Origin of the sequence: Serratia grimesii, assembly GCF_900186025.1 — a bacterium.
In the GTDB taxonomy this organism is placed as follows: domain Bacteria; phylum Pseudomonadota; class Gammaproteobacteria; order Enterobacterales; family Enterobacteriaceae; genus Serratia; species Serratia grimesii.
Window position 1 is genome coordinate 2,058,179 of the sequence record NZ_LT883155.1, and the last position, 19,842, is coordinate 2,078,020.

At 50.7% G+C, this 19,842-nt stretch carries 24 protein-coding genes; 17 read left to right on the forward strand and 7 right to left on the reverse strand.

The annotated features are described in order from the left end of the window. Positions 1–118 precede the first annotated feature (118 nt). On the forward strand, positions 119–544 hold the full coding sequence (dksA, locus tag SGBXF1_RS09740) for an RNA polymerase-binding protein DksA (RefSeq protein ID WP_037420302.1): 426 nt from the start codon (positions 119–121) through the stop codon (positions 542–544). On the opposite strand, the gene SGBXF1_RS09745 is transcribed toward dksA, so the two are convergent. Further along, positions 541–1,437, reverse strand: a complete 897-nt coding sequence (locus SGBXF1_RS09745) for a LysR family transcriptional regulator (protein WP_186428276.1) — start codon at positions 1,435–1,437, stop codon at positions 541–543. The genes dksA and SGBXF1_RS09745 overlap by 4 nt on opposite strands. A gap of 149 nt (positions 1,438–1,586) precedes the next feature. Between SGBXF1_RS09745 and SGBXF1_RS09750 the strand changes: the two genes are divergently transcribed. Beyond that, a complete protein-coding gene (locus tag SGBXF1_RS09750; protein WP_186428277.1) occupies positions 1,587–1,982 on the forward strand; it encodes a RidA family protein in 396 nt (131 codons plus the stop codon). 155 nt (positions 1,983–2,137) lie between these two features. Then, entirely contained in the window at positions 2,138–3,091 is a 954-nt protein-coding gene (gene pip / locus SGBXF1_RS09755; RefSeq protein WP_130380250.1) for a prolyl aminopeptidase, read from the forward strand. A 29-nt stretch (positions 3,092–3,120) separates the two neighbouring features. On the opposite strand, the gene SGBXF1_RS09760 is transcribed toward pip, so the two are convergent. Further along, entirely contained in the window at positions 3,121–3,351 is a 231-nt protein-coding gene (locus SGBXF1_RS09760; RefSeq protein WP_037420309.1) for a DNA polymerase III subunit theta, read from the reverse strand. Between the two features lie 374 nt (positions 3,352–3,725). Here SGBXF1_RS09760 and ftnA point away from each other — a divergent pair, with 374 nt between their 5' ends. The 5 genes from ftnA (at position 3,726) to SGBXF1_RS09785 (ending at position 7,363) form a co-directional block, all read left to right on the forward strand. Continuing rightward, entirely contained in the window at positions 3,726–4,244 is a 519-nt protein-coding gene (ftnA, locus tag SGBXF1_RS09765; RefSeq protein WP_037420311.1) for a non-heme ferritin, read from the forward strand. Between the two features lie 325 nt (positions 4,245–4,569). Then, complete coding sequence (gene yobA / locus SGBXF1_RS09770; protein WP_186428278.1) at positions 4,570–4,953, forward strand: CopC domain-containing protein YobA; 384 nt, start codon at positions 4,570–4,572, stop codon at positions 4,951–4,953. Positions 4,954–4,956: 3 nt separating this feature from the next. Beyond that, positions 4,957–5,838: a copper homeostasis membrane protein CopD gene (gene copD, locus SGBXF1_RS09775; protein ID WP_037420316.1), complete on the forward strand. Its 882-nt coding sequence runs from the start codon at positions 4,957–4,959 to the stop codon at positions 5,836–5,838. 70 nt (positions 5,839–5,908) lie between these two features. Continuing rightward, positions 5,909–6,250, forward strand: coding sequence for a YebY family protein (locus SGBXF1_RS09780; RefSeq protein ID WP_037420318.1), 342 nt, complete (start codon positions 5,909–5,911; stop codon positions 6,248–6,250). Positions 6,251–6,649: 399 nt separating this feature from the next. Next, the gene (locus SGBXF1_RS09785; RefSeq protein WP_186428279.1) at positions 6,650–7,363 is read left to right on the forward strand and encodes a GNAT family N-acetyltransferase; all 714 of its coding nucleotides are present in this window, start codon (positions 6,650–6,652) and stop codon (positions 7,361–7,363) included. A gap of 128 nt (positions 7,364–7,491) precedes the next feature. Here the strand turns inward: SGBXF1_RS09785 and SGBXF1_RS09790 are convergent, their stop codons facing one another. Further along, a complete protein-coding gene (locus SGBXF1_RS09790; RefSeq protein ID WP_238321023.1) occupies positions 7,492–8,028 on the reverse strand; it encodes a DUF4136 domain-containing protein in 537 nt (178 codons plus the stop codon). Positions 8,029–8,272: 244 nt separating this feature from the next. On the opposite strand from SGBXF1_RS09790, the gene SGBXF1_RS09795 reads away from it, so the two are divergent. From SGBXF1_RS09795 to SGBXF1_RS09820, 6 genes are all read left to right on the forward strand, one after another. Continuing rightward, on the forward strand, positions 8,273–8,623 hold the full coding sequence (locus SGBXF1_RS09795; RefSeq protein ID WP_186428281.1) for a DUF4377 domain-containing protein: 351 nt from the start codon (positions 8,273–8,275) through the stop codon (positions 8,621–8,623). Between the two features lie 218 nt (positions 8,624–8,841). Then, on the forward strand, positions 8,842–10,041 hold the full coding sequence (gene fabV / locus SGBXF1_RS09800; protein WP_061807652.1) for an enoyl-ACP reductase FabV: 1,200 nt from the start codon (positions 8,842–8,844) through the stop codon (positions 10,039–10,041). A gap of 147 nt (positions 10,042–10,188) precedes the next feature. After that, positions 10,189–10,752 carry a DUF2975 domain-containing protein gene (locus tag SGBXF1_RS09805; protein ID WP_037420332.1) on the forward strand — a complete coding sequence of 188 codons (564 nt, stop codon included), beginning with the start codon at positions 10,189–10,191 and terminating at the stop codon, positions 10,750–10,752. 7 nt (positions 10,753–10,759) lie between these two features. Then, complete coding sequence (locus tag SGBXF1_RS09810; RefSeq protein WP_037420335.1) at positions 10,760–10,975, forward strand: helix-turn-helix domain-containing protein; 216 nt, start codon at positions 10,760–10,762, stop codon at positions 10,973–10,975. Positions 10,976–11,202: 227 nt separating this feature from the next. Continuing rightward, entirely contained in the window at positions 11,203–11,421 is a 219-nt protein-coding gene (locus tag SGBXF1_RS09815) for a hypothetical protein (RefSeq protein ID WP_073963441.1), read from the forward strand. Between the two features lie 514 nt (positions 11,422–11,935). Beyond that, on the forward strand, positions 11,936–12,289 hold the full coding sequence (locus SGBXF1_RS09820) for a hypothetical protein (protein ID WP_061807651.1): 354 nt from the start codon (positions 11,936–11,938) through the stop codon (positions 12,287–12,289). Between the two features lie 24 nt (positions 12,290–12,313). Here the strand turns inward: SGBXF1_RS09820 and SGBXF1_RS09825 are convergent, their stop codons facing one another. Further along, positions 12,314–13,246 carry a LysR family transcriptional regulator gene (locus SGBXF1_RS09825; protein ID WP_186428282.1) on the reverse strand — a complete coding sequence of 311 codons (933 nt, stop codon included), beginning with the start codon at positions 13,244–13,246 and terminating at the stop codon, positions 12,314–12,316. Positions 13,247–13,364: 118 nt separating this feature from the next. Between SGBXF1_RS09825 and SGBXF1_RS09830 the strand changes: the two genes are divergently transcribed. Both SGBXF1_RS09830 and SGBXF1_RS09835 read left to right on the forward strand, forming a co-directional pair. Then, positions 13,365–14,474, forward strand: coding sequence for an NAD(P)-dependent alcohol dehydrogenase (locus SGBXF1_RS09830; RefSeq protein ID WP_186428283.1), 1,110 nt, complete (start codon positions 13,365–13,367; stop codon positions 14,472–14,474). 20 nt (positions 14,475–14,494) lie between these two features. Further along, complete coding sequence (locus SGBXF1_RS09835) at positions 14,495–15,043, forward strand: nuclear transport factor 2 family protein (protein WP_037420344.1); 549 nt, start codon at positions 14,495–14,497, stop codon at positions 15,041–15,043. A gap of 39 nt (positions 15,044–15,082) precedes the next feature. Here SGBXF1_RS09835 and dcuR read toward each other — a convergent pair whose 3' ends face one another. From dcuR to SGBXF1_RS09850, 3 genes are all read right to left on the reverse strand, one after another. Next, positions 15,083–15,796, reverse strand: a complete 714-nt coding sequence (gene dcuR, locus SGBXF1_RS09840) for a two-component system response regulator DcuR (RefSeq protein ID WP_037420347.1) — start codon at positions 15,794–15,796, stop codon at positions 15,083–15,085. Positions 15,797–15,799: 3 nt separating this feature from the next. Next, a complete protein-coding gene (locus SGBXF1_RS09845; RefSeq protein ID WP_037420350.1) occupies positions 15,800–17,401 on the reverse strand; it encodes a sensor histidine kinase in 1,602 nt (533 codons plus the stop codon). A gap of 124 nt (positions 17,402–17,525) precedes the next feature. Further along, positions 17,526–18,368: a class I fructose-bisphosphate aldolase gene (locus SGBXF1_RS09850; RefSeq protein WP_186428284.1), complete on the reverse strand. Its 843-nt coding sequence runs from the start codon at positions 18,366–18,368 to the stop codon at positions 17,526–17,528. Positions 18,369–18,902: 534 nt separating this feature from the next. Between SGBXF1_RS09850 and SGBXF1_RS09855 the strand changes: the two genes are divergently transcribed. Beyond that, complete coding sequence (locus SGBXF1_RS09855) at positions 18,903–19,832, forward strand: sugar ABC transporter substrate-binding protein (protein ID WP_037420357.1); 930 nt, start codon at positions 18,903–18,905, stop codon at positions 19,830–19,832. Positions 19,833–19,842 lie beyond the last annotated feature (10 nt).

Sequence of the window (19,842 nt, forward strand, 5' to 3'; positions counted from 1 at the left end):
TGAAAGCAGCTGAAATAACTAATTGATTGTTTATCTGCGTAATTTTGTTTCGCATGAACGGCTGCTTAAAAGTTATGATATGTTATAATATAACAATTAAAAATAACCGGAGAGCGCAATGAACGTTGTGACCTTGTTAAACCCACAGCAGCTTTTGGCTATGCCGGAGTCTGATTACATGAATCCGGCACAGCGGGCATTTTTCCGCCAACGCTTGCTCGACGAGCAACAAAAGCTGTTGCAGCACATTGATGCGTTGAAACGGGATATCGATGGCGGTGAGGTGTCCGGCGACGAGGCGGACAAAGCCGCCCGAGAAGAGGACTTGCGGTTGTTGTTCCGTCAGTTGGATCGCGAAAGCCGCCTGCTGCCGAAAATCAGCGCGGCGCTGACGCGATTACATAACGGCGAATACGGCTATTGCCGTGAAAGTGGTGAGCCTATTGGTCTGGCGCGTTTGTTGTTGCGGCCAACAGCGGAGCTAAGCATTGAAGCCAAAACCGCCCAGGAAATGCGCGAACCGCATTTGCGCAAACGGGGCTAACTCCCCAATTCTTCAACCATCAGATCGATAAACCGTCTGACGCGGGGTTCCAGCAGGCGTTTGTTGGGGTAAAGTGTGACTATCCTGACTTCTTCCCCTTCAACGCCGGTTAACACCTGCTTCAGACGCCCTGTAGCCAACTCCTCGTTCACCAGAAAGTCTGGCAGATACGCGATGCCTAACCCGGACAGGGCGGCATCGCGGATCGCTTCACCGTTGTCGAGACGTAAACGGCTGCGGCCCATTGCTTTGACCCAAATACCTTGATCATCACGCAGACGCCAACTCTGTTTTTGATTCCGACTGCTGAACAGCAGGCAATCATGTCCTGCAAGCGCGTCCACATCACGAGGTTCTCCGTGTTTAGCGAGGTAAGTCGGTGAAGCGCATAGCACCGTCTGATATTTGGCGACCACACGCGAGACCAGCCGGGTATCTGGTGCAGTCACCCCCATCCTTACCGCCAGATCGAATCCTTCGTCGACCAGATCGGCCAGACGATCGGAAAAACTCATTTCAACCTGCACGTCGGGCCAGGCGGCCAGATACTTAGCCAACAGGGGCAGCAACAGCAACCGGCCGAAAGCCGCGGGGACGGTGAGCCGCAGTACACCACGTGCTGTACTTTTGGTTCCGGCCACACTGGCTTCCGCGTCATCGACCGAAGCGAGGATTTGCAAACCACGCTGGTAAAACTCCCGGCCTTCATCCGTGAGGCTCAGGGCACGAGTCGTACGGTTTAACAGACGTGTGCCTAACCGTTCTTCCAGGCGGGTGATGGCTTTTCCAGCAGCCGATCGCGACAGTCCCATGGCATGACTACCGGCAATAAAACTGCCGGCATCAACGACGGCCATAAAGACTTGAATGTCATTTAGATTTGCACGCAGCATGTGCGCTCCCGGTGTGCCATAAGTACGGTTACCAATGTAGCAGATTCAATACGTTAACCGTCTCAAACGATTCGCTTCTGTGTCGACGTCCATTCGTCAATCAACCGATTATAGTCTTCAGCGTAACGATAACCGGCAGGAGAACGGATATGACGAACAGTATTACTCATTACAATCATGGTGTGGCGTGGGAAGAAGGCAACGGCGTCACCCAAGGATATTGCGTTAACGGTACCCTCTATATTTCAGGTCAATTTTCTCATGATATGCAGGGCGTATTTGTCGGCGCAGGTGATATCGAACTTCAGACTCGTCAAACGTTGGACAATCTGGACCGGGTGCTTGCGGGATTTGGCGCTAGTCGGGCCAATCTGGCTTACGTGGAGATCTATTTAACGGATGTACAGGCCGATATTGAACCCTGCTTGGCTTTGTTCAAGGCCTATGTTGGCGAGCACCGGCCGGCGGGAAGTTTGATCGGCGTGACGCGTCTGGCGTCGCCAGATCAACTTATCGAGATCAGCGCGGTGGCGCACGTCAGTTGAGAAAAACCACTGGGATTTTGCCGGCAAGTCGTATTCATTTTAAGCAAACAAACCATAACTTGTTGGGTAGAGTAGGAGTTTTCAGGTTTTACCGTTGACCAAATGGGCTGCTTCAGCTTTGATGAGGGTATGACCCACAGAGAGACGGAAGCGCCATGGAACAATTACGAGGTTTGTACCCGCCGTTAGCAGCATATGACAGCGGTTGGCTGGACACTGGAGATGGCCACCGGATCTACTGGGAGCTGAGCGGAAACCCGAATGGGAAGCCGGCGGTCTTTATTCATGGTGGTCCGGGCGGCGGTATTTCACCTTATCACCGTCAGCTGTTCGATCCGCAGCGCTACAAGGTTTTGCTGTTCGATCAGCGTGGTTGTGGCCGTTCCAAGCCGCACGCCAGCCTGGATAACAACACCACCTGGCATCTGGTGCAGGATATTGAACGGCTGCGCGAAATGGCCGGTGTGGATCAATGGTTGGTCTTTGGTGGTTCATGGGGTTCTACGCTGGCTTTGGCCTATGCGCAAACCCATCCGCAATGTGTTAGCGAAATGGTACTGCGCGGCATCTTCACCCTGCGTAAGCAAGAGCTACATTGGTACTACCAGGACGGCGCTTCACGCTTCTTCCCGGAAAAATGGGAACGCGTACTGTCGATTCTTTCAGAGGAAGAGCGTAAGGACGTGATTGCGTCTTATCGTCAGCGCCTGACATCAACGGATCCTCAGATCCAACTCGAGGCGGCGAAGCTGTGGAGCGTGTGGGAAGGGGAGACGGTCACCCTGTTGCCAAGCAGCGAGTCGGCGTCCTTTGGAGAGGATGACTTTGCACTGGCGTTTGCCCGCATTGAAAACCACTATTTCACCCATCTGGGCTTCCTGGACAGTGACGATCAGCTGCTGCGTAATGTCCCGCTGATCCGCCATATCCCGGCAGTGATTATTCATGGTCGCTACGATATGGCCTGTCAGGTGCAAAACGCCTGGGATCTGGCGAAAGCGTGGCCAGAAGCCGAGCTGCATATCGTCGAGGGTGCAGGGCACTCCTTTGACGAGCCGGGTATCTTGCATCAGTTGATGTTGGCAACTGACAAGTTTGCCGGCAAATAACACAGAGCCCGCCAACAAGGCGGGCTTTATTATTTAGACTTCGGTTCGTAAGGCAGACGTGAGTATTTGTGTGATTCAACACGGTAGTGCGCCACACGTTCGCGGAAATAATCACGCAGATGTGCAGGCTGTTCGCGTTCAACCATTTCCGGGATCACCGGCATGTTGTAGCGTTCTTTAAACGCCACGCCAGACGCCGCGAGATCAACGTTCACTTTGTCCATCTCTTCTTTGGAAAGCTCTGCCAGATTGTAACCCACCGTATTCTCCTTACTTGTTACCGCATTGGATCAGCGCAGAAGGTAATGCACCAAGAGGCGCTTGGCAAGCCTGATACGTACAGAGGTGAGGACAGAGATAATAACGTACGATAGCGAAGGTGATTTATTGCACCAATGGCAATGCAATCTATTTATTCTTTTAAATAAGAATGATTCGTTTTTTGATTAAATGTACGGATGTAAATAGTTATCATAATAATTTAAATGCATAATCATAAAATAAATCAATTTACTGATTTTTAATAAATTTAAAATTAAATCATCCGTGATGTGAATCAAGTGTTTTTATTTTGTTTTCACCAAGGCATAATGCTGAAAAATTAAATTGATACCTGCAAAATAAGGGAATGATTATGCTGACGCCTGAAATGACCAAGAAGCTGAATGAGCAACTGAACCTGGAGTTTTACTCCGCTAACCTGTACCTGCAAATGAGTGCATGGTGCAGCGATAAAGGCTTTGAAGGCGCCGCCGCATTTCTTAAAGAGCATTCTCAGGAAGAGATGCAGCACATGCAGCGTCTGTTCGAATACCTGAGCGACACCGGTTCCCTGCCGCTGCTGGGTACCATCGCGGCGCCGCCAGTTGAATTTGCATCCCTGGCTGACGTATTCCAGCAAACTTATGAGCATGAGCAACTGATTACCCGCCAGATCAACGAGCTGGCGCATGCAGCAATGACGGCTCATGACTATTCTACCTTCAACTTCCTGCAGTGGTATGTTGCCGAACAGCACGAAGAAGAGAAACTGTTTAAATCTGTGCTGGATAAACTGGCGCTGGTGGGTAACAGCGGCAATGCACTGTTCTTCATTGATAAAGATTTGAAGAAAATGGGTGCGGCTGGCGAGAACGGCAACGGCCAGGTCTAATTATTGTTGTTAAAAACCGCGCTCCGGCTTTGTCTGGTGTGCGGTTTTTTTATGCCCTGCACTTATCGTGGCTTTACAGCGATATGTGCTACTGGATCTCAAAATGCCAGTGTTCTGCTCGACTTGCTGAATGGCACTCGTTATCATTTGACGTGATACGCTACAGGGATGGTAGAGAGTTAAAACAGTGGGTTATCATAATCCTATTCTTCTTCTGTTTACCCGTGGCGCAATCATCTGCGGTGGGTTGGGGCTGCTGATACATCGCCCAGGCGGTTAGCCTTAACCCTTATTACCCTCGATTATTGCTTTAAGGGATATCACTGTGATCGGTAAAATTCGTTCTTCTTATCGCCTGCTTTCCACTATTTTCGTGCTGTTTGTTGGTTTGTCTTCACAGCAGGCGCTGGCGCATGCCCATTTGAAAGTTGAAACACCAGCAGCAGATGCCAGCGTGAGCCCGGCACCGAAAGTGCTGACGCTTAACTTCTCCGAGGGTATTGAGCCTAATTTCAGCGGCATCAAAATCACCGGGCCGAACAACGCGGAAGTGAAAACCGGTAAATTGCAGCTCGACGCTAGCAACAACACCCAGGTTAACCTGCCTATCGAAGGTGAGCTGACCGCCGGTAAATACAATGTTAATTGGCACGTGGTTTCGGTCGACGGTCATAAAACCAAAGGCCAGTACAGCTTTACCGTAAACTAATCCATGAGTCTGGCGACCCTGTTTGTCCTGTGTCGCTTTGTGCACTTTGCGGCGGTGATGCTGATGTTTGGCTCCAGCCTGTTCACCGCCTTATTGTCGCCGCAGCGCCTTTCCCCGTATCTCACCCGTGATGTGCGTCCGTTGATGGTCTCTTGCACCTGGCTTGCCGGGCTTTCTGCCGTGGCATTATTGGCTATTCAGGCCGGGCAGATGGGGGACGGCTGGGTTGATACCTGGCGTCTGGACGTTTGGTGGGCAGTACTAGGTACTACATTTGGTGAAGTCTGGCGTTGGCACTTGGGCATTTCATTACTGGCACTGCTGAGCCTGTGGCTGGCAGAACCGCGCCGTACACAACTTTTGGCACTGCTTTCCACACTGTTGCTGGTCAGCATGGCATTTATTGGCCATGCGGCAATGCATGAAGGGGGGCTCGGCGTACTGCATCGTTTTAACCACGCACTGCACCTATTGGCGGCTGGTTACTGGTTCGGCAGCCTACTGCCATTATTGGTCTGCCTGCGTTATCTGGCCCAACCCCAGAGCCGCAACGATGCAATTACCACACTGATTCGTTTTTCACGCTGGGGCCACTTGGCGGTAGCGCTGGTGGTGCTGACCGGTGTGATTAACAGTTTGATTATTCTCGGCAGTTGGCCGTTGAACGTGGATTCCCCATATCAACGCCTGCTGTTGTTCAAGACCGCACTGGTGGCGCTGATGGTAATGGTGGCGCTGGCTAACCGTTACGCTATCGTTCCTGCAATGAGCAGCATGCCACGGCTGGCACAGCGCGGCCTGGTACTCGCCTGTTGGATTGAGGTGGGGTTGGGCGCAGGTGTGCTGCTGCTGGTCAGTTTATTTGCAACTTACGCGCCGGTATAACATTCCGGCTTGCCGGATGCCCCCAAACTGCGGGAAAATTGAGTCAAAATAGCAACCTTAAGGCCATAACATGAAATCGGTATTACTTGGCATGACGCTGTTGGCAACCGCGACCGGTGCGCTGGCGGCAGACCAACTGGTTAATATCACCAAGCTGGAATACGGTAAGCAGTGGGCGTTCACCAAAGAAGAAGTGACGCTTCAATGCCGCAGCGGCGGTGCACTGTTCGTACTCAACAACAGTACCTTGATGCAATACCCGCTTAATGCAGCCGCAGAAGCGCAGGTGAAAGCAGGGCAGCAGCGTGCCCAGCCACTGGATGTCATCCTGCTGGATGATGCCGCCAATCCCGGTAAGAAAATGAGTGTTGAGCCGTACCGTGAACGTGCCGAGAAGCTGTGCGCTAACTAATCACTTATCCCACAATGGCTTAGTATGAGATAAATCTGTGGTGAAAAATCATGCGAAATTAATTTCTTCATGAAACTATCACCAAGCCTGTGCTGGCTGGCAAAAATAGCGCGGTAAGCTACTCTTAAAGTGCACGGCTGAACAAGCTTTGCACAAAATGCCAACTTTTAGCGCACGGCTCTCTCCCAAGAGCCATTTCCCTAGACCGAATATAGGAATCGTATTCGGTCTTTTTTTGTGTGCTTGATTTTAAAGTGTTTTTTTGAGGAAGTTGAACCTCGACATTCGGTATTTCACTGCTTTATTTATTCTTTCCTCGCTTTATTTAAGCATGTTGTGAGGCCTGCACAGCCTCCTGTATGCTGGCCATAACAGACTTTCGCAGAAGGTTAATGATCGTTGAATACGAATAAATATGGTCAATCTGTAGGCTTTCCCTTGCCTGAATGGCAGCCCGCGACATTTCCGAGATTGAGTGAGTTAAACGGACAGTACTGTAAACTTTCGCCCCTTGAACTCGGTCATTGCGAAGCGCTTTTCGATGCATTTTCATTAGCAACAGATGACCGAGACTGGACCTGGCTTGGTGCAGAACAACCAGCCTGTCTGCAGGAAATGATGCTTTGGATTAAAAATAAAATTAACGACAGTAGTCTGGTTGCCTGGGCCGTGACGGAGGTAAAAAGTGGCCGCCCGGTTGGTGTTGTCTGCTATAGCTGCATTGATACTGTTAATGGCGCGCTGGAAATAGGGCATGTTACCTGGTCACCATTGATGCAACGAACCACCCTAGGTACAGAGGCCATACAACCGCTACTCAAAAATGCCTTTTCTCTGGGCTACCGCCGGGTTGCATGGCGTTGTGATTCACTGAATGTGGCGTCAAGAAAGGCAGCGGAAAGACTGGGGTTCTCGTTCGAAGGACGTTTCCGTCAGGCGATGACTCGTAAACAACGTAACCGCGATACGGACTGGTTATCTGTTATCGATATCGAATGGCCAGTTGTAGACAAGGCTCTTTCAGGTTGGCTTTCACCCGATAACTTCATTGAAGATGGAACTCAAAAGCGCAATCTTGAAACATTTTTCAAAATAACCGCAGTAGCGGGATGAGGTTAATTCATGCGCTGGCAAGGCAGCTAGAGAGCGTAGCGCTTTTAGACGTAAGATTTCAGAATTTATAAGCTGCATTAAGCCCTATTTATCGAAATAGGGCTGCCGCTTAGGTCAATACAAAACAATCAGCGGCTTGCGGGGCCGGCCTTAAACGAGTAAGTGGCGAATAAAGCTGTTACCGCCTGTTGAATTTGGGTTTGGCTGGCCGGTGTACCATCTGAGTTCAGCGTATTACTGGCGGTTCCGCGCCAGACCAGCTGTTTTTTCTTACTGTCCACCAGGTCAACCGTCAGTGTACCTTCGGTATAGCTCCATACGGTTTGATTATAACCGCCCCAGCCAGCGTAACCTCTGCGGCCAACCGGCACGGGCGCATCATTCACCTGCACTTTATTTTCTTTCATTGCACTGCTGTAGACCAATAGATCAGGTGTTGCGCTGAGTTGATAACCGCGCTGTTCCATCTGTTGTTTAATCGCGCTTTGAATGTATTTTCCGGTCAAGGTTTGGTATTGGCCCGCAGTCTCGGTGGCAAAACCATATGTATGGTATTGGGTGAAGTTAGCGCTATGGTCATAATCGCTGGTCACTTTAGGTTGGCTAGCACAGCCCGACAATAAAGCCATCGAACTCGCGATGAAAATATAAGAAAGTGAACGCATAGAAAACCCCTTTGGGATTATTGATTTCATAAAGTTAGACGCAGAAACTGTGGTTGGCAAATGGTGAACTGAAGTCATTTTGGGTTAGTAACATTGAGAAAGAGAGCACGCTCATTACTGCTAATGTGTTTCGCCGTAGTCCGTGCACATACTCAACCCATTCGCAATTCAGAACACACCGATGGCCTTGGTAGCAGCAGTTTTGTTACTATCACCTCACCTAAAGACTTAATGGTGTAGTACATTGAAAATCAAAGCGTTGTTATTTGTTGCCTTGGCCGGTCTGGCCGGCTGTAGCCAGGAGGGAGCGACAGTGAGCCAACCCGTGAAGAAAGACGGAAGCCATACGGAAGTGTTGCTGGTTAACAGCGCGCTGGTAAATTGTACGGGTGTTGCCCCGATGAGGTGCATGCAAGTGCGTCATTCTGCGCAAGAACCGTGGGGCTTGTTCTATACCGGGATTGAAGGTTTTACTTTTGAACCGGGCTACAATTATCGCTTAAAAGTGCAGGTGACGGAGGTAGAAAACCCGCCGGCCGATGCGTCTTCACTGCGTTATACCCTGATCGAACAGTTGGAAAAGAACAAAGTCTGATTGGTTTTTATCGGGCCGGGCGCATAACAGCCTGGCCTTGAAACCCGCCTAAAACTCCTCGTGCTTATCCTCATTATCCTGTCACGATGCAAGATTTTTACCGTTGCAACTGGTCTGTTCACTGTACTTGTTGCGATTCTGCCATGCACCCAGCTTAAGTATATTGAGAAAATCAGGTATATTGTCCTTCGGTTTTTAGCTACCAAGAAAAAATTACTATGATTATCAAACCTAAAATTCGTGGTTTTATCTGCACTACCGCTCACCCGGCAGGTTGTGAAGCCAATGTCCGTGAGCAAATTGCCTACGTTAAGTCACGTGGCGAACTGAAAAACGGCCCGAAAAAAGTGCTGGTGATCGGTGCTTCCACCGGTTACGGCCTGGCGTCACGTATCAATGCCGCATTCGGCAGCGGTGCAGCCACCATCGGCGTATTTTTTGAAAAGCCAGGCAGTGAAGGCAAAACCGGTTCTGCCGGTTGGTACAACTCTGCTGGTTTTGACAAGGCAGCTAAAGAAGAAGGCCTGTACGCGAAAAGCGTTAACGGTGACGCATTCTCCAATGAATGCCGCCAAACGGTTATCGATCTGATCAAACAGGACCTGGGCCAGATTGACATGGTGGTTTACTCGCTGGCTTCGCCAGTGCGTAAAATGCCAGAAACCGGTGAAGTGGTGCGCTCTGCGCTGAAACCTATCGGCGAACCGTACAAATCTGTAGCACTGGATACCAATAAAGACGTGCTGGTTGAAGCCGTGGTTGAACCGGCCAACGAGCAAGAAATTGCTGACACCGTTAAAGTGATGGGTGGCCAGGACTGGCAGCTGTGGATGGACGCATTGGAAGACGCCGGCGTGCTGGCAGACAACGTGCAGGCAGTGGCTTATTCCTACATTGGTACTGATCTGACCTGGCCAATCTACTGGCACGGTACGCTGGGCAAAGCGAAAGAAGATCTGGATCGCGCGGCTCAGGCTATCGATCAGAAACTGAAAGCCAAAGGCGGCGCGGCTTACGTTGCCGTGTTGAAGTCAGTGGTGACTCAGGCTTCTTCCGCTATCCCTGTAATGCCATTGTACATCTCCATCGTCTTCAAAATCATGAAGGCTCAAGGGATCCACGAAGGGTGTATCGAGCAAATCCAGCGTCTGTTTGCCACCAAACTGTACAGTGGTACTGCACCGGACACCGATGAGAAGCACCGTCTGCGTCTGGACGATTGGGAACTGCGCGACGATGTGCAGAACACCTGCCGTGAAATCTGGGCACAGATCGACGACAGCAACATCAATGAGCTGACTGATTACCTGGGCTATAAGGCTGAATTCCTGCGCCTGTTCGGTTTTGGTCTGCAAGGTGTTGATTACGAAGCCGATCTAAGCGGTGAAGTTAAGTTTGATGTGGTTGAGCTAGTCTAAACCTGTCGAACATTGAGGAAAGGCCGGGAGAGATCCCGGCCTTTTTTATTGTCTGTTATTCGGTAACTCATCAGTCCAGTTGATCATTGACAGCAATAAATTATCGTTTTACGATAACTTATTGCTGTTTTTATGGATGAACTTGTTATGGGCACTGTGCCACGGATCCACCTGCCGCTGTATGTACGTTGTTTGTGTTTGTTGATCATGACGATGCTGGTTGTCAGCACCGGCGTAGAAATGTTTATGATCGTCCAGGGTTGGGTGCAGGGTGAGGCGTTCAACAGCATCGTGGCCTCTTATCGTGACTATTATCCAGAGCTGAATGCTTACGCCATTCCACAGCAGGGTTGGGCGATTGGTGCAACCTTGTTATTAGACATGTGTGCCTATGTGCCTTATTACAGCGCATTGCTGTGTGGTGCGGGATTGTTTTATCAGTTTTATCGCGGCAATGTCTGGCACCGCAACAACATGTTGTTATTGCAGATCATTGGCATTTTACTGATTGTTGATGTGCTGTTTCCTTCGCTGGCAGGTATGTTGCAGGTGATGATACTGACCGCCAGTGAAAAAATGCTGCTAATAATCTATTATGGGGTCAACAGCGAGTCAGTGCGCTCGTTGGTCGTAGGCTGCGCAATCCTGGTGTTTAGCCGGGTATTCTTGGAAGCGTTGCGGCTGAATGAAGAACAGCTTTCTTTCGTGTGAGAATAGAGTGGCGATAATAGTAAGTCTTGATGTCATGTTGGCCAAAAGGAAGATGCGATCAAAGGAGCTTGCGGAGCAGGTGGGGATCACTGAGCAAAATTTGTCTCTGTTGAAGAATGGTAAGGTCAAAGGTGTCAGGCTAGAGACGCTAGATAAAATTTGCCGCATCCTCGACTGCCAGCCAGGCGATCTTCTCACCTGGCAACCGGATAACGAAGGCTAACGCACAGGCGTGCTCGGCACGCCATATCGCCATTATATTTAGACAATATTTATCCTGGCACGAACAGTCATTTTCTCTGTTTATTTTACGTTGAATTAATCCCCACATTATTTAAAATTAATGTGGTTTTTCTTGGTGTTCCTATTTTTTAATTTTAATTAATAAACTAAAAAAAGTAATTTTTTATTTACTGTTACTCATGGTTAAGTCTATTTTAAGGAGGATATATGATGTTTCGCCAGTGGATCCCTGCGTTATTAATTGTGTTGAGTGGTTGTAGTACTACCTATCCAAGCTCCTCTTATTCAGGTTGGGATCAGCTAAAGCAGGTAACTCGAGAGCAAAAACAACGTATTAGGGGTGGTGAGTCGGTCAATGCAGTATTGAATCAAGGTAGGGCCAGCATCGGTGGAACAATTGACTGGTCAAAATTATGGGATCGTTAACCGGCTAAATATATTATATCTACATATTATTCTCCTCAGTAATTCCTATTTCGATACGGTTTAGTGTTTATCAGCTAATCTATTTTTCAGGAAGCTGTTTGTTTAATTTTAAAAGGAATTCTCATAAATGAATGAAATGAGAATGTGCCTCCTCATGGGCCTTAATGGAGTTTAATATTTTGAAATTGTCTTCTGTGATGACTGCGGTATTAACGCTGCTGGCGTCTTCCTGTTGCTATTCGTTTGTCGATAGGCGCCCACCGACTTCTCCACCAGGAGAAGGTGACGTCACCATTGATTATCGGCAGCGCCTCCATGGGATGCTGCAACATGTGTGGTACGCAGAGCAAATACGCATGGAACAGGCGCAACTTGCCATTTTACGCGCTCAGCGAAAAGCGTTGGAGTCCACGCTTCAGCAGAGAAAGTGTGTAACGGCCCCGTTCGCGGCGGACCAAGCGTCGGCAGGTGTGTTGTCGACTCCGCAACCCGATTCAATTTCAGGAGTGCATCAATGAAACGGATTTTTCTTGCCTGCGTAGCGCAGTGCTTTTCCTTCTCAGCTTTGGCGTTGGTTGATTTGCAGTATCACGGCGAACAACCGTTGGATAATAAAATCTCTGAGAGCTATCAGCAAAAGCGCAGCGAACTAAAACATAAGATATGGAGCGCCGAGGCTGTGGCGCAGGCCAATGACGAAGCGATAGCACAGGAACAAGAGCGTGCAATTGCGGAACAGGCAAGTCGACAGCAACACAATACCCTGTATGGCGAATACCGCTGCGGAAAAAACAAACAGCAGCATGGTAAGCCTTGCTACCCGCGTAACGGGATGATGAACTTCCCCGACTTTAAACGCTTTCACTAAGGCCTGCCACTGGGTCCCGATGCGCTATTTTACCGCGCTTTTCTGCAACAGCGGCGGTACGTTCACTGCCAGAAAATCGACCAGTGCACGTACCGAAGGCAACATGCCACGCCGGGTCGGGAACACGGCGTGCATAATTAGCGGGGCGCAGGCCCATTGTGGCAATACGCGCACCAGCTCACCCTGTAACAGCGCCTGATGGCAGGTGATATCCGGCAGTAGCGCGATACCCAGGTGCTGATAAAGCGCACTGCGGACGATCCCCCATTCGCTGCACATCAGTCGTGGGCGTACGCGCACCGCTCTTTTTTCCCCTTCGGGGCCTTCCAGATCCCAGGTTTGTTGTTCGCCCACGTCGACCAAAGTGAGCAGATCGTGAGTGCTCAACTGTTGCGGATCGGTCAAGGGCGGGTGCTGCGCCAGATATTGCGGTGAAGCGACCAGAATCCGCACGCTTTGGCCCAGCTCACGGGCAATCATGCCTTCACTCATATCTTTGCGCTGGCGCAGACGCAGCGCGATATCGATCTTGTCGCCCACCGGATCAAAGCGGTTGTCGTTCGCCAACAGCTGCACCTGAATGCCGGGGTTCTCCGCCATAAAGGCAGGCAGGCAGGGTGATAGCAACACATCGGCCGCCAGTTTTGGGCAACTGACTCGCACCAGCCCGGAAGGTTCTGCCCGGCTTTGGTCGATAAGCTCCTGAGCAATTTCTGCCTCGTTGATCGCTATCTGCGCATGGCGCAGCAGCAGCGAACCGGTCTCCGTCAGCTTGACTCGCCGGGTGGTGCGCTGGAACAGCAACACGCCAAGACGATTCTCCAGCGCCAGCACGCGGGCGCTCAGTTTGGATTTTGGAATATCCAGCGCCCGACTGGCGGCGGAGAACCCGCCGTACTGGGCAACCTGGGCAAAATAATAGAGGTCGTTCAGGTCTTTCAATATGCCTTTCTGCATCACGTATTGTCCTTAATTCGGGAACAGTGAGTCAGAGTATGGCATCTTTTTACGCCCAATAGAGCATCTTATACTGCCCCACATCGACGCAATAGCATCAGACTCAGTGGGAGCGGATATGGAAATTACAGCAGCAGTCAGTGAGACCGTGGCGAGGGGATTTACCCTCAAGCAGTTGCAGCTTGGGGAACCTCGGGCTGATGAGGTGTTGGTGAAACTGGTGGCTACCGGCTTGTGTCATACCGACATTGCGGCACACAAGGGTGTTATACCTATGCCCGCGCCGGTGGTGCTTGGCCACGAAGGCGCTGGGGTTGTGGTGCGAGTCGGCGCCGCGGTCAATAAAGTGGTTCCCGGAGATCACGTGGTGTTGTCGTTGGCCTCTTGCGGCACCTGTGATAAATGCAGCATCGGCATGCCGACTTATTGCCGTCAGCATGTCCCGCTGAACTGGCAAGCACAGCGCGCTGACGGGTCGGTCAGTCTGCATGATGAACGTGGCGATGTGCATAGCCATTTCTTCGGTCAATCCTCCTTTGCACAGTATGCGGTTGTTAATGCCAGCAGTGTTGTGACTATCGATAAAGCAATCCCTCTGGAATACCTCGGGCCGTTAGCTTGCGGGTTGATGACCGGCGCGGGGGCAGTCATGAACACCTTGCGAGCGCATGCAGGATCTAGCTTGGTGGTTTTTGGTTTGGGTGCGGTGGGATTAGCGGCGGTGATGGCGGCGGTGATGGCGGCGCGCGTGGTGGGGTGTGGCCAAATTATCGCTGTGGATATCAAGGAGAACCGTCTGGCGCTGGCCAAAGAATTGGGAGCCACGGTGGTGATCAACCCGAAAACGGCAGACGTCGCGGAAGTGCTTCATCAACTGACCAACGGATATGGCGTGGACTACAGTGTTGAAGCCGCAGGACACGCGAGCGTAATGGCTGATGCAGTAAAGGTGTTGTCGGAAAATGGCAAATGCGTACTTACCGGCGTGGTACCGCAGGGCGAATCTTTGCCACTCGACATTATGCATTTGATTCGCGGCCGGGCGGTGCAAGGTTCCATTATGGGTGATGCGGCACCGACGGTATTTATCCCTATGTTGGCACAACTCTTTCAGCAGGGGCGTTTCCCAATCGATCGCCTTATCCGTTTTTATGACATGAATGACATCAACCAGGCGATGGCGGATTCACAGTCCGGTGAAACCATTAAAGCCGTTATTCGTATGTAACCCCTCATAAGGTAAATAACATGAAACGACTCTTTTCAGCGGCCTTGCTGGGGCTGATGGGCGCGGCTGCGTCTGCACAAGCCAATGACCATATTATCGAAAAGCAGGGATTATATTACCTGCAACCGGGATACGGTGTTAATGACGTCGCCGAATTTTACTGGCGTAGTCTGAATGGGTGGTCAGAAACACCGGGCAATGTAGCCAAATATTTTACGCCGCAAGGGGTGTTTGAACTGCCTTACGCGCCTGTGGAGGATTTCAGCTTCTTTTCCAAGGCATCCAAGGGGCGTGAAAATATAACTCGCTACTTTACCAACATGAGTGAATATCTCGGCGATCTGAAATACGCAGACTGGAAAGGGTGGAATAAAATCGTGACGGCAGAACCCGGTGTGTTTGTGTTCGAGTACACCAGCAGCGGAAAAATCAAACAAAGCGGTGGTGATTATAATCAGCAGTTTATCGCCATCGTGACCATCAGCCATGGTCAGATAGCGAACGCCCGTGAATATTGGGATCCGTACGTGGCGCTGCGTGATTTTGGCCTGATTCGTAAAACTCAATAATGGCCCATTGCTCCCCCGGCGTTCACCGGGGGACATTGGCTAGCGGCAATACTCTTTCAACATGGCAATCGCGTCCGGCTTTAACTGGTAAAGATAGACCGGCCTGCCGGTAGTGCCATAGAGAATCCGGGTCCCCAGAATGCCGCTTTCCGCCAGATAAATCAGGTATTTTCGACAGGAAACCCGTGAGATGCCGATGGCGTTAGCCAGGTTATCGGTAGAAAACTCCCCATCATGCTGTTGCTCAATCCATTCACACACCGTACTCAGCGTGATGCTGGTTAATCCCTTAGGCAGCTTTTTGCTTTCGCTGCTGCTGGGTTGGCGACGTAACAAACTGTCGACATCCCCCTGCGAAAATTCGCGTTGTGCCAGGATCTGTGATTGCTGTTGGTAGTTGCTCAACGCCTCTTTGAAACGACCAAACTGGAAAGGCTTGATCAGATAATCCACCACGCCGTAGTGCAAGGCACGTTGTACGGTGTCTACGTCGCTGGCGGAAGAGATGATAATGACGTCGGTTTTCTCACCCAGTTCGCGCAGGCCAGGTAATAGGTCTAATCCATTTTCCTGCTGCATATAAATATCCAACAGCACCAGATCGATACTTATGTCGGGGTCAGCCAGTAACGCACGTGCCTGTGCCAAGGTGGCGACCGTCGCCTGGCAGTGAAAGCCGTTGACCTGACTCAGGTAGTATTTGTTCAGCTCCGCCACCATTGGGTCGTCATCAATAATCAATACGTTAATCATGGTTCAGCCCTTGGCTTGATAGGGAATATGTACAAAGAACTGGGTCAGTTCACCCGGTTCAGATTCGAAATCAATGCTGCCGCCCAGTTTTTCCAGGCTGCTGCGGATCAGTGCCAGGCCAATACCGCGCCCGGGTCCTTTGGTGGAAACGCCTTGTTCAAAAATGCGTTCGCCGAGAGCAGGATCGATACCGGGGCCGTCGTCACTGACGATACAGTGTAAGTGATTATCATTGTGATGAAAGCTTAGGTTGATCTCATGCCCTTCAACGCCATCGATAGCGTCAATGGCATTTTCAATCAAGTTGCCCAGCACGCTGATCAGCACGTGGGTCGTTTCCGGATCGTCGGTTTCGGGCAGTAGGCTGGCTTCATCAATGGTCAATTCAATACCGGCTTCATGAGCACGGCTGATTTTGCCAATAAAGAAGCCCGCTACTTCCGGCGACTGTATTTTTCGCAACAACGCCCCAATCTCTTCCTGATAATTACTGGCGGTATTGATGATGTAATTTTCCAGTTGCTGATAGGCCTTCATGTGCAACATACCGAGGATCACATGCAGTTTGTTCATAAACTCATGGGATTGTACGCGCAACGCATCGGCATAATGCGCCATGCCACTCAGGCGTTGCACCAATTGGCTGATCTCGGTTTTATCGCGGAAGGTGGCGATAGCACCAATCACCTGGCCTTTGACGATCACCGGTACGGTGTTGGTTAACAGTTCGCTGCCATTAAAGTTGATCTGTTGATCACGCAGCGGTTTGCCACTGGCCAAGACTTCCGCCAGATGCAGTTGAGCCGGCCAATACCGGCTGGCTGATTCCAGCAGCAGGTTCTCGAATGGCCCGCTTTGGCGCAGCAGGCGCTTGGCTTCGTCATTAACAATGGTGATGCGTGACTGGTTATCGACCGCGATGACGCCTTCTTTAATGGATTGCAGCATGGCATTACGCTGTTCAAACAGGTTCGAGATTTCGTAAGGTTCAAAACCGAGCATGATGCGTTTCAGCGCTTTCACCAGGAAGAAGGTACCGAGTGTGCCGACCAGGGCGGCAAAAGCGATGGTCCAGTAGATTATCCAGCGGCTTTCGCCAACTACACGGTGTACGGTGTCGAGCGCAATGCCTAGAGCCACTACACCAATTTGCCGCCGCTCGCTATCATAGACAGGAGCAAACACGCGCAGTGAGGGGGCTAGTGCCCCACGGCTGATAGCGCTGTTGGTTTTGCCTTGCAATGCAGGTTCCAAATCGGTCCCGATAAAATGTTGACCGATCAGCCAAGGTTTGGGGTGCGAATAACGGATGCCCTTCATATCGACCACCACCACAAACAGTAATTCGTTTTGCTGGCGCACTTGTTCGGCGAAACGCTGGATTGCGCCGCTGCGATCCTCGTGTAACAGACCATCAATGACGTTGCTGGAGAGCGCCAACGTTTCGGCGATTGCCATCGCCTTCTGGCGTTGCTGATCTTGCCCCTCGTGATTCATCTGCACAAAAAACAGCGCATACACCACCAGCAATACCGAAGCGATGATGGCGGACACCATCAACGTGAGAGTAGTGCTGAGTTTCAACGGTATCCGTTGTTTTGGCATGGCGGTTCTCCGAATAGGGTATGTCAGGATAGTAGCGAGGAATGGCGTGCAGGGCAGCGACCGGCAGCAGGTTATAACATGCTGCCGCCGGGGGAGGGATTATTTTAATTACAAAAGCGGGATATCAGGGCTGATGGTAGATTTCCAGTGCCTGTTGGCCGCTGGCACCTTGATGGATGATCGCCATCAGCGCGCTAACCACTTTGGATGGATTGTTGTGTTGATACACATTGCGACCGTAAACCATACCGGATGCACCCTGTGCCATTAATGCAGCAGATTTCTCCAGCACTGCGCCCAGTTCGCCTTTCCCGCCGCCGCGCACTAATGTCGGGCAACGAGCCGCCTCAACGATGCGATGGAAGTCCTCCACACGTTCAGTAGGATCGGCCTTGATGATATCGGCACCCAGTTCGCGCGCCAGCCGCACCAGTGGCACCATCTTTTCGACGTCCCCTAGCGAACCGTATGCCGAGCCTTGGCCGGCGGGGGCCATCACCAGTGGTTCAATCATCAATGGCATGCCGTAGTGTTCACAGGCATGACGCAGGCGGCCAATATTTTCTACGCACTGGCGGAAAATGCCAGGTTCATCGGGGATGAGGTACAGGTTAACCACCACTGCCGCCGCATCCATTTGCAACGCCGCGAGGATGGGGGCTTCGGGGTTATGCAACACCGCCCACATTTCACGGTGACGTGCGGCGTTATAAGCGTTACCAACGTCGGTGCGCATCACTAACGCCGGTTTATCATGTTGCGCTGAACGTTGCAGCAAATCCGCCTGGCCGTAGTTGACCTGAATGGCGTCGGGCCGAGCGACGATCAGACTGCCCATCACGCGTTCGATATCTTCCAGACCGATTAAAAAATCGGGCTCATTGGCGATGCCATGATCAATCGCCACGTCGAGGCACTTGCCGTTATTAAACAGCCGGTTCATCCGTACCTTACTGCTGAGCTGCATGTCAGATCCTCCTGAAAATACTGTTCATTCAGTATTGTCGAGTAACGCGGGGGATGAAACAGCGGATCCGCAAACTGCGCGCTTGCTCGCATATTTTCTGAGAAACAGTGGCGCCATTTTTCATCGCGGCTGGGCATTCCGCGTAGCCTAACGCACTAAAGGAACAAGCGCGCTGGTGGCTTTTGCGTCATTTGTTAGATCCGTGTCATGTTTTTGTTACTTGGTTATTCCAAAACGCATGTTTCGCTTGTTTGGGTTAAAAAGTTTCAATAATCTCAATTATGAAATAAACATTTGATAGTGAGGTGGGGATATAAACACCCCTGTAGAATGTTTGTTTTAAGATATTGTTTCTAATCTATTTTGAGACATAGATCAAAATTCCATACACCGCCTGAATACGGTGAAAAAGCGATAAATCTGCCGTATCAAAGGGATAACATCGACCGGATTGTTGTTTGAATGTAAAAAATATTTTTCATTAGCTGTCAAATCAACAGGCCTCTTCACTCTAACAATTAAAGGGTACAGAACATGAAGCTGAAGAAACTGATCGTCACCTCGGTATTGATGTGCATGTTGCCGGCCACCGTGTTGGCAAAAGACATCAAAATCGGTGTTTCAATGGCTTATTTCGATGACAATTTCCTCACTATCCTACGTCAGTCAATGCAGAACAAAATGAAACAGGACGGCAATGTCAGCGGTCAGTTTGAAGATGCGAAAGGGGATATAGCCCAGCAGATCCAACAGATCGAGAACTTTGTCAGCCAAGGCGTCGACGCCATCATCCTCAACCCAGTCGATACCCAGGGCGTCAAGCCGATGATCAAACTGGCGGAAAACGCCAAGATCCCGTTGGTGTTTGTTAACCGCCGCCCAGAAGTCACGCTGCCTGCAGGCATGGCTTACGTTGGTTCAGACTCCAAACTGGCCGGCAAGCTGCAGATGGAAGAGTTAGCCAAGCTAATGAACGGCAAGGGTAACGTGATGATCCTGATGGGTGAACTCTCTAATGAAGCGACCCGCGACCGCACCCGTGGTGTGGAAGAAGTCGCGGCCAAGTATCCCGGAATCAAAATCCTCGACAAACAAACGGCCAAGTGGGGTCGTAAAGAAGCCGTCGACATTACTACCGACTGGGCGCTGACTGGCCAGAAAATTGACGCTATTGCTTCCAACAATGACGAAATGGCGATTGGTGCAATCCTCGCGCTGAAACAGGCGAAGAAAAGTGGCGTGTTAGTGGCTGGCGTTGACGGTACCCCAGACGCGCTGGAATTTATCAAGAAAGGCGATCTGGCACTGAGCGTGTTCCAGGACGCTAAAGGGCAGGGCGAAGGTGCGGTGCAAACGGCCATTCAACTGGTGAAAGGCGAGAAAGTGGAAAGCAACGTGCTGATCCCGTATCAGCTGATCACCAAGGCCAATTATCAAGAATTTGCCGATAAGAACAGAAAATAAGCGTTAAGGC

What these genes read in the sequence shown, in the direction of transcription:
- SGBXF1_RS09820 (WP_061807651.1), top strand. Translation starts at nt 11,936, where the DNA reads ATGAAACGGATTTTTCTTGCCTGCGTAGCGCAGTGCTTTTCCTTCTCA.
- dksA (WP_037420302.1), top strand. Translation starts at nt 119, where the DNA reads ATGAACGTTGTGACCTTGTTAAACCCACAGCAGCTTTTGGCTATGCCG.
- SGBXF1_RS09790 (WP_238321023.1), bottom strand. Translation starts at nt 8,028, where the DNA reads ATGCGTTCACTTTCTTATATTTTCATCGCGAGTTCGATGGCTTTATTG.
- fabV (WP_061807652.1), top strand. Translation starts at nt 8,842, where the DNA reads ATGATTATCAAACCTAAAATTCGTGGTTTTATCTGCACTACCGCTCAC.
- SGBXF1_RS09805 (WP_037420332.1), top strand. Translation starts at nt 10,189, where the DNA reads ATGGGCACTGTGCCACGGATCCACCTGCCGCTGTATGTACGTTGTTTG.
- pip (WP_130380250.1), top strand. Translation starts at nt 2,138, where the DNA reads ATGGAACAATTACGAGGTTTGTACCCGCCGTTAGCAGCATATGACAGC.
- copD (WP_037420316.1), top strand. Translation starts at nt 4,957, where the DNA reads ATGAGTCTGGCGACCCTGTTTGTCCTGTGTCGCTTTGTGCACTTTGCG.
- SGBXF1_RS09825 (WP_186428282.1), bottom strand. Translation starts at nt 13,246, where the DNA reads ATGCAGAAAGGCATATTGAAAGACCTGAACGACCTCTATTATTTTGCC.
- SGBXF1_RS09845 (WP_037420350.1), bottom strand. Translation starts at nt 17,401, where the DNA reads ATGCCAAAACAACGGATACCGTTGAAACTCAGCACTACTCTCACGTTG.
- SGBXF1_RS09745 (WP_186428276.1), bottom strand. Translation starts at nt 1,437, where the DNA reads ATGCTGCGTGCAAATCTAAATGACATTCAAGTCTTTATGGCCGTCGTT.
- dcuR (WP_037420347.1), bottom strand. Translation starts at nt 15,796, where the DNA reads ATGATTAACGTATTGATTATTGATGACGACCCAATGGTGGCGGAGCTG.
- SGBXF1_RS09780 (WP_037420318.1), top strand. Translation starts at nt 5,909, where the DNA reads ATGAAATCGGTATTACTTGGCATGACGCTGTTGGCAACCGCGACCGGT.
- SGBXF1_RS09830 (WP_186428283.1), top strand. Translation starts at nt 13,365, where the DNA reads ATGGAAATTACAGCAGCAGTCAGTGAGACCGTGGCGAGGGGATTTACC.
- SGBXF1_RS09815 (WP_073963441.1), top strand. Translation starts at nt 11,203, where the DNA reads ATGATGTTTCGCCAGTGGATCCCTGCGTTATTAATTGTGTTGAGTGGT.
- SGBXF1_RS09850 (WP_186428284.1), bottom strand. Translation starts at nt 18,368, where the DNA reads ATGCAGCTCAGCAGTAAGGTACGGATGAACCGGCTGTTTAATAACGGC.
- SGBXF1_RS09750 (WP_186428277.1), top strand. Translation starts at nt 1,587, where the DNA reads ATGACGAACAGTATTACTCATTACAATCATGGTGTGGCGTGGGAAGAA.
- SGBXF1_RS09855 (WP_037420357.1), top strand. Translation starts at nt 18,903, where the DNA reads ATGAAGCTGAAGAAACTGATCGTCACCTCGGTATTGATGTGCATGTTG.
- SGBXF1_RS09835 (WP_037420344.1), top strand. Translation starts at nt 14,495, where the DNA reads ATGAAACGACTCTTTTCAGCGGCCTTGCTGGGGCTGATGGGCGCGGCT.
- ftnA (WP_037420311.1), top strand. Translation starts at nt 3,726, where the DNA reads ATGCTGACGCCTGAAATGACCAAGAAGCTGAATGAGCAACTGAACCTG.